General features: G+C 63.4%; 11 protein-coding genes and 1 pseudogene. 7 read left to right on the plus strand and 5 right to left on the minus strand.

From position 1 onward, the window contains the following. Positions 1 to 22: 22 nt before the first annotated feature. Both YO9_RS0110040 and YO9_RS0110045 read left to right on the plus strand, forming a co-directional pair. A complete protein-coding gene (locus YO9_RS0110040; protein ID WP_223286382.1) occupies positions 23 to 751 on the plus strand; it encodes an alpha/beta fold hydrolase in 729 nt (242 codons plus the stop codon). Positions 752 to 1,036: 285 nt separating this feature from the next. Beyond that, complete coding sequence (locus YO9_RS0110045; protein WP_223286383.1) at positions 1,037 to 1,795, plus strand: tryptophan-rich sensory protein; 759 nt, start codon at positions 1,037 to 1,039, stop codon at positions 1,793 to 1,795. Here the strand turns inward: YO9_RS0110045 and YO9_RS0110050 are convergent. Both YO9_RS0110050 and YO9_RS0110055 read right to left on the minus strand, forming a co-directional pair. Continuing rightward, entirely contained in the window at positions 1,786 to 2,127 is a 342-nt protein-coding gene (locus tag YO9_RS0110050; RefSeq protein WP_016997350.1) for a hypothetical protein, read from the minus strand. The two genes, YO9_RS0110045 and YO9_RS0110050, sit on opposite strands and share 10 nt — an antisense overlap. Next, the gene (locus YO9_RS0110055; RefSeq protein WP_223286384.1) at positions 2,109 to 2,495 is read right to left on the minus strand and encodes a hypothetical protein; all 387 of its coding nucleotides are present in this window, start codon (positions 2,493 to 2,495) and stop codon (positions 2,109 to 2,111) included. The genes YO9_RS0110050 and YO9_RS0110055 overlap by 19 nt, the downstream gene beginning before the upstream one ends. Positions 2,496 to 2,659: 164 nt before the next feature. On the opposite strand from YO9_RS0110055, the gene YO9_RS0110060 reads away from it, so the two are divergent. Beyond that, complete coding sequence (locus tag YO9_RS0110060) at positions 2,660 to 3,487, plus strand: EamA family transporter (protein ID WP_016997352.1); 828 nt, start codon at positions 2,660 to 2,662, stop codon at positions 3,485 to 3,487. Here the strand turns inward: YO9_RS0110060 and YO9_RS0110065 are convergent. Further along, positions 3,456 to 3,920, minus strand: a complete 465-nt coding sequence (locus YO9_RS0110065; RefSeq protein ID WP_223286385.1) for a hypothetical protein — start codon at positions 3,918 to 3,920, stop codon at positions 3,456 to 3,458. The two genes, YO9_RS0110060 and YO9_RS0110065, sit on opposite strands and share 32 nt — an antisense overlap. Before the next feature lie 49 nt (positions 3,921 to 3,969). Here YO9_RS0110065 and YO9_RS0110070 point away from each other — a divergent pair, with 49 nt between their 5' ends. The 4 genes from YO9_RS0110070 (at position 3,970) to YO9_RS0110085 (ending at position 6,256) form a co-directional block, all read left to right on the plus strand. Beyond that, positions 3,970 to 4,545: a mismatch-specific DNA-glycosylase gene (locus YO9_RS0110070; protein WP_016997354.1), complete on the plus strand. Its 576-nt coding sequence runs from the start codon at positions 3,970 to 3,972 to the stop codon at positions 4,543 to 4,545. 86 nt (positions 4,546 to 4,631) lie between these two features. Then, positions 4,632 to 5,066, plus strand: a complete 435-nt coding sequence (locus tag YO9_RS0110075; RefSeq protein WP_223286386.1) for a hypothetical protein — start codon at positions 4,632 to 4,634, stop codon at positions 5,064 to 5,066. After that, on the plus strand, positions 5,066 to 5,287 hold the full coding sequence (locus YO9_RS0110080) for a helix-turn-helix transcriptional regulator (protein ID WP_016997356.1): 222 nt from the start codon (positions 5,066 to 5,068) through the stop codon (positions 5,285 to 5,287). The genes YO9_RS0110075 and YO9_RS0110080 overlap by 1 nt, the downstream gene beginning before the upstream one ends. Before the next feature lie 120 nt (positions 5,288 to 5,407). Further along, positions 5,408 to 6,256, plus strand: a complete 849-nt coding sequence (locus YO9_RS0110085; RefSeq protein ID WP_016997357.1) for a slipin family protein — start codon at positions 5,408 to 5,410, stop codon at positions 6,254 to 6,256. 42 nt (positions 6,257 to 6,298) lie between these two features. Here YO9_RS0110085 and YO9_RS17925 read toward each other — a convergent pair whose 3' ends face one another. Both YO9_RS17925 and YO9_RS0110090 read right to left on the minus strand, forming a co-directional pair. After that, positions 6,299 to 6,613 (minus strand): hypothetical protein, encoded by a 315-nt coding sequence (locus tag YO9_RS17925; protein WP_223286387.1) that lies wholly within the window; start codon positions 6,611 to 6,613, stop codon positions 6,299 to 6,301. Continuing rightward, positions 6,598 to 7,358, minus strand: a pseudogene (locus tag YO9_RS0110090) (carboxylesterase family protein). Before YO9_RS0110090 ends, YO9_RS17925 begins: the two are co-directional and overlap by 16 nt. Positions 7,359 to 7,459 lie beyond the last annotated feature (101 nt).

Genomic DNA, 7,459 nt, shown 5'->3' on the forward strand with positions numbered 1-7,459 from the left:
GCGCCCCAGTAGATTAGGTCGGGTGACTGATACGAGCTCAACCACTGTTCATTCCGTTGAAACCGGCGACGGCGATCACCGCGTCGTCTTTCTCCATGGCCTGTTCGGCCGGGGCAAGAACTTCAGCATGATCGCCAAGGGGCTACAGCCCGAGTTCCGCAGCTTGCTGGTGGACCTGCCCAATCACGGACAGTCGGACTGGACCGAGGAGCTCGACTACCTGCAGCTCGCGGATCAGGTGGCCGAGCATCTGAAGAGGGGGTTCGCCGCGGACGGCCCCGTGGACGTGGTCGGTCACTCCATGGGCGGCAAGGTGGCCATGGTGCTCGCCCTGCGCCACCCGGAGTTGGTCCGCAAACTCGTGATCATCGACATTTCACCCGTGGGGTCGGGGTCGAGTCGCAGCGAATTCCACCATCTCCTGGACGCGCTCGCCGCGGTGGATATCGACTCCGCCGAGCGCCGCTCCGACGTGGACGCAGCCCTTAAGGAGCCCATCCCGGAGGCGGGGGTGCGCGGTTTCCTGCTGCAGAACCTCAAGAATGACGGCGATGGCCTGCGTTGGCAGCCCAATCTCACCCTGCTGCGTTCCGAGCTCGAGACCATCATGGGTTTCCCGGACATCGAGACCGAACTCGACAAAGCCCAGTTCCCCGGCCGGTGCTGTGGATCGCCGGCGAGAAGTCCAACTACGTCAAGGATGAGGACGAGCCTGTCATGCGCTCGCTCTTTCCCAGCACCATTCGCTTGAAGGTGCGCGGAGCAAGCCACTGGGTGCATTCGGACCGCCCACAGGAAGTCATCAACGCGCTGCGGACGTTCCTGTTGTCCGAGCGGGAGTGAAGCTGAGGGTCTCGGTAGGGCATCAGGCCGCTGCGTGATTCCCGGTTGAGGGCATCGGCGCACGTCACGCGGGTCTGTTAATCAGTTGTCTTATGGTTTCTTCGCTACGGTGGCCGGACGCTACCTGAGGAGAGTCATGAGGGCAGACCTGACCCGCCGAATATTCGTCACAGCCGCCGAAATCTTTTGTGTCGTGGGCACACTCGTGGGAACGGGGGTGATCGGCACCCGGGTTGCGGAGTCCTCCGGTGGTGCGCTCTCCGCCGACGCGACTCTTATCGCCCCGCTCGGAACGGCGTTCTCCATCTGGTCCGTGATCTACCTCGGACTCTTCGCCTACACCATCTGGCAGTGGCTCCCGCGCGTTGCGTCCACGTCGCGTGAGCGCCGGATCGGATGGCTCGCAGGCATCACCATGATCCTCAACGCCGTGTGGCTATTGGTCACCCAGGTCGGCTGGATCTGGGTCAGTGTCCTGGTCATCCTGGCGCTCGCGGTAACCCTGGGCATTCTGGTCAAGCGCTTGCGCGAAAACCCGGGGACGACGCCGCTCGGCAAGCTCATCGTGGACGGCACCTTTGGTCTGTACCTGGGTTGGGTCACGGCGGCCACGTGCGCCAATATTGCCGCGGCAGGATCCGCGACGGGATGGGGCTCCGGTGGGTCCACGGACGAGTGGATCGCCGTGACCGTGATGACCGTGGCCGTGGTGCTGTCGGCGGTCTATGTCGCTGTGCTGGGTCCCCGGTTCGCGGTGGCCGCCGGTATCGCCTGGGCCCTTGCCTGGATCAGCGTTGGCCGACTTACGGACGAACCCGCCTCGCAGCTCGTGGGCATTGCAGCGGCCGTTCTTTCCGCTGCGGTGCTGATCATCTGGGCGGTGGGCCGTGTACGGCTCAATAAATCTGCTCCTGCGAAGCGCGGTCCGGAACGGGAACCCGCCTACTCCTGAGGCTCGGAAGAGCGAGACTGCTGGGCACGCGGGTCGCGAGCCGAAGCTTGTGCATCTGCCGCGGCCTGCGCCTCCGCCTGTCTCTGGGCGTATTGTTCACGGACCTCCGGAGGACCGTACTGGCCGTGAGCCAGCCCCAGCAGAGTCACGAGTTCCTGGGGCCCGTTACCGATGGTGGCGGGGAGTGCAATCATGCCCTCGCCCATCATCCGCTCGTTGGCCTTGGCCAAGCGGCGGGTGTTGCCCGTCAGGCGAGATTCGTAGCGCTCGTATCCGGCGGGAGTCAGCTTCATGGCGACCATGGTCGATCGGCTCACGCGGGCCAGCCCCATGCCTTCGACCTCATCCCATGCGATCTCGAGCTCAGGTCGGTGCCCACCGAGTGCGGCTTGCCGTAGCGGAACCCTCTCTTGTCCAGAACGAGCTGCCGCTTCTGCACGATCTGGGAAAGCAATGACGGAATGCCGAAAACACCGAAGAACACGAATGCCACCAGCCCGATCCAGAACGAGCCGGACATGAACATGCCCCCAACCGTTGGGGCCTGCCCGTAAGCGGCGAGCATCATGCCCAGTCCGAAGATCGTGAAGACCAAGGTCAGCAAGAAGAGGAAAATCAACTTGCCGCGGCTTGTCGATAATTCCACCGTGCCGGTGTTCTTCAGAGTGTCGAATTGTCCTAGGACGCGTTGATCGTTCATGGGTACCCTCTCCCTGGGTGTGATGGGGGTCATGCGCTCAGCCACTACTCAGGTTATCGATCGGTGGGGTCAAAGTCCGGAATCGCGTACCGTCGGTGTGGTGATCAATCGCTCGACTCGTTCTCATTCGCCGACGGCGCGGGTCCTCGGCTGCCGGTGTCGCCTTGGTCGTTGCGGCGGCGCTGGTGACCCAGACCGGCGCGGCCGTCGCGTATCAGATCTTCGATCGCGTGGGGGCGCAGGGTGCGGTCTTCCTCCGACTGATCATTTCGTCCGTGCTTCTCTGGATCGTGTTCCGCCCCTCGGTCCGGTCGATCACCCTCAAGAACCTGCCGGTGATCCTTGGCTTCGGGGTGAGTCTCGGTGCCATGAATATGTTCATCTATCAGGCGATTGCCCGCTTGCCGCTCGGTGTTGCGGTGACCATTGAACTGCTCGGACCCCTGGTCCTGTCGGTGGTGCTCTCCCGCAAGATGAGCGGCCTCCTGTGGGCCGGACTGGCGCTCGTCGGAGTGCTCATGCTCAGCGGCGTAGGCCCGAACACGGAGGGGCTGGATCCAGTGGGTGTGGCCTTCGCCCTGGCTGCGGCAGCCATGTGGGCGTTGTACATCCTCATGTCCCGCCAGGCCGGACGGGAATTCCCGGGGACACAAGGACTCGCGCTCGCCATGGTGGTGGGCGCGCTCCTGGCCGCGCCGTTCGGGGTGGCCAGCGGCGGCGTCGAACTTCTGGACCCGTGGGTTCTGCTGATCGGCGCGCTGATCGCGGTGATGTCCTCGGCGGTGCCCTACGCGCTGGAACTCGCGTCGCTGCGGCTCCTCGCCGCGGAAACGTTCGCGATTCTGGTGAGTCTCGCACCGGCGATTGCCGCACTCGTGGGGTGGGTCATGCTGGGGCAGGCTCTCGACGTACCGGAAATTGTGGGCATCGGGCTTGTGATTCTGGCGAGCGCCGCCGCGGTCAGATCAGCTCAGCGGTCGCAGCGGCGGTAGCGCCCGGCCAGTTGACGAATTTCCGGAGGAGCGTCGGGTCCAAATACTCCGTCGGGTCGTCGCCGCGGGGTACTTCTTGGAGAAGTTGATCCGCGACCATGCGCCAACGCCGTTGAATCAAACCTGCCGCTACCACGTGGAGGCCCGCGAACAGGATTCCCGCACCCAGGGCAGCTATCCAGAGCCAGGCGACGTCGGGAGGGGTATCGCCCGCGCGTAGTCCGTAGCGCGCATAATCCCGGAGGAAGAAGCCCGTGACGAAAACGGTGAGCAAAGCCGCCAGAGCGACCCGCCAACTGATTCTCCGCAGTGTCACGAGAACTCTCGGGATGTCCGGCTCGCGATAGGGGAGAAGGAGTCCAAGACTGGTGATCTTCTGTTCCAAATAGGACGGCGTACGAGATGCGGCGAACTTACCCTTCAACCAACCCATGAGCACCATGCTGCCATGGGGCGTAGTCGACCGGCGATAGCCTGATTCCATGGGATTTTCACGTGCAGAACTTGAGACGTTCCGTGATCGCACGGTGCCGGACCTGCTACCCGATCCGCTGAATCTCCTGTTCGTGGGCATCAATCCCAGTTTGTGGACGGCGGCTACGGGCGCTCACTTCGCGCGGCCCGGCAACCGGTTCTATCCGGCCCTGTACCGAGCGGGCATCACCGACACTCTCATTGATGCGAGGGGCGGCTACACGGAATCAGATCTGGCTGAACTGACAAGCAAAGGCATTGGTAACAGCAACATCTGCCCCCGGGCCACCGCTCGGGCAGATGAGCTGTCCCGAGCAGAATTGTTGGCCGGGGCAGATCGACTGAATCGACTCGTGACCGAGCGGCGACCACGGGTCGTTGCCGTTCTGGGGATCACGGCGTACCGCTCCGCGTTCAAGCTCCCGAAAGCCCAGCTCGGTCAGCAGGACTCCCCGTGGCCCGGTGTGCAGTTGTGGGTCGCTCCCAACCCCAGCGGACTCAATGCCCACGCAAGTGTCGATGACCTGGCGGCCGCCTATCGGGAGATCGCGGAAGCGGCAGGAATTGTTGTCAAACACCCTTGACGTCAGGTGGTAAAGCTTGCTTGACTCAGTCAAGTGCACTTTACATAGTTGAAAGGGTTGCAGAGACCCGGATCATGGGAGTCATCATGGCAACAACAACTCGCACCTCGGGAAAGGCCCCGCTCTCGGCCTATGTGCTGAGCGTTCTTACGGCCCTTGTGCTCGCCTCCATCGTGGGGGCCATTGCGTCGTTGTTCTACGACGAGAACAGATTGCTCGGATTCGTGATCTTTGCGGCCTGTACCGCGGGAACGTTCTTCGCCTTGGGCTGGGTGTTGTTCGTCTCCAAGTACACGGTGGAGCCGGATGAGCACGCGGAGGACAACATCGAACACCGGTGGTATGACAAGGCCACCTCGGGGGCATTCCACGACATCATCACCACGGCGGGTATTGCGCTGTTCATCCTGGCGATCACCCGGCTTGAAGTCAGCGGGTTGGTTGTTCTGACCCTGATCCTGGTGTTGGCGGTGGTCAGTTTCGCGGTTCGTTTCTGGGTGGCCAGAAGGCGGGACTCCTAGTGGAGAACATCATTGCCGAACAACGCGGGGAGCGGTCCTGGTCGCAGGCCCACTTGGCCGCGTTGTTGGGGGTGTCCCGGCAGACCGTGATCTCCATCGAGCGAGGCCGTTTCGACCCGAGCCTCCCGCTGGCGTTCCGAATCGCTGAGGTGTTCGGCTGTCGGATCGAGGACTTGTTCACACCTCAGGCCACACCTGTCTCTGATCCCGAAAAGAGCTGACCGGGAGCCGCTCCGGGGCGACTGGGCGAGCGTACGCTTGACGGTACAGGGCGGCGAAGATCGTCCACGATGAACACTCGGTCACACCGCCAGCATGTCTAGTGCTAGAGGGGTGCCGTCATGAGCACACTCATCATCATCCTGCTCGTTCTTCTGGTGGTGGTGGCCTTGCTCGCCATCATGTCGATACGAGTCATCAAGCAGTACGAGAAAGGTGTCATCCTCCGCTTCGGACGACTGAACGGCGTGCGGGAGCCGGGGATTCGGCTCATCGTCCCCGCAGTCGACGTGCTCCACAGAGTGTCCACGCGCATCGTGACCATGCCGATCCAGTCCCAGGGGATCATCACCCGGGACAACGTGAGCGTGGATGTCTCGGCGGTGGCGTATTTCCGGGTCGTTGAACCGGTCAAATCCGTGATCGCCATTGAGAACATCGGTGCGGCCATCAATCAGATCGCCCAAACAACCCTGCGCAAGGTGGTTGGCCAGCATTCGCTGGATGACATCTTGTCCGAGACCGATCAGATCAATTTGGGCATCAAGATCATCCTCGATCGCGCAACCGTCGAATGGGGAGTCGAAGTGGCCCTGGTCGAACTCAAGGACATCCAACTGCCCGAGAGCATGAAGCGCGCCATGGCCCGTCAGGCAGAGGCGGAACGGGAGAAGAGGTCCAAGATCATCAACGCCGAAGGCGAGGCAAGGGCCGCGGCCGCTTTGGGCGAGGCCTCGGACGTCATGATGGCTCACCCATTGGCCCTGCAATTGCGCAACTTGCAGACCTTGGTGGAGCTTGGCGTGGACAAGAACTCCACGGTGGTGTTCCCCGCGCCGCTCATGAGCACGACCAACGAGTTGACCGAATTCTTGGAGCGTGAGGGCCACGCGGCGGAGCGGTATCCGACACAACCCCCACTACCCGGGCCCAGTCACGACGGAGCGGGGCCCAAGTTGGTGTTGTCCTAAGCAGAAGTTGTCCATCGCAAAGACAAGCACCGGTCAACCGACTCAGTCGATGACCCGGAACCCGATCTCGGGCAGGCTGTCCACCGAACCGCCCCGGGCGAATTCCGCCCACTGGGTTCGCAACAGCCGCCCGCGTTCGTGCATGTCGTTGAGGCTCAGCCCCAGGCACTGGCGCGCCTCCCACGCGCTTGACGGAAAGAGCAACGGCAGCTCGGCAATGTGGGCCGCATTCAACGGGTGCTCCTCGTTGCCGTACGACAACACGTAGCCCGTCACCTTGCCACCGGCTGCCGCGTGCCTCGAGGCGAAGGCCTTCGCTCCGGTTCCGTAGATCCGCTTGGTCAGCGGCTTGACCACCAACTGTTCCAGGGCAGGGTCACGTTTCGGTTTCTCGAGCCGCTTGAGGAGCATCGGGACGGCGGCCGCAAACAGGCGACCTCGCGGGTTGTGTATCCCACGAGCACGTCCACCTTAGGTGCCACCTCGCGCCAGGCCGCATCCAGATCTTTCTCGGCAGGCAGTGGCGCGTGGCCGTACTGCACGCCGAAGGGCATCTGCCCCTTCAGGCCGAAGCGCGACGCCGCCTTCTCCACCGTCGACTGCGCGGCCGTCACGTCCTCCCAATGCGCGTCGGGCGCCAGCCCGCTCGCGGTGCGGGACATCACCTTGTTCATCTTGCTGCGGCTCTTCATGAGACCGAACGGTGCGCTCTGCACGATCGCACGGCGGAACAGGCCCCGGGTGCCCTCGGCAATCATGAGGTGGGCGGCGGCGTCGCCCCCGGCGGATTGACCGAAAATCGTGACGTTCGCGGCGTCGCCCCCGAAGGCCGCAATATTGCGATGCACCCAGCGCAGCGCTTCGATCTGATCGAGCAAACCCAGGTTGGCGGGGCTCGTCTTCCCGTCGCCCAGGTAGCCGAACAGGCCCAGGCGGTAGTCACGTTGACGACCACCACGTTCTGCTCGGCAACCAACGTGCTGGGGTCGTAGAACGGTGCGTCACCTGCGCCGGACACGTACGAACCGCCGTGGATCCAGACCATGACGGGAAGCTTGGCGTCCGGTTCGGCGTCCGCGGGCACGGTGATCGACAACCGCATACAGTCCTCGTCCACGGGGAGCTTGCCGATGCTACTGCCCACCGCGTTGTCCAGTAGCGGCACGGCGCCTGGGGGCAGGCCGGGGACCACGACGTCGCCTG

Source organism: Kocuria atrinae C3-8 (genome assembly GCF_000286355.1).
Lineage (GTDB): Bacteria > Actinomycetota > Actinomycetes > Actinomycetales > Micrococcaceae > Kocuria > Kocuria atrinae_A.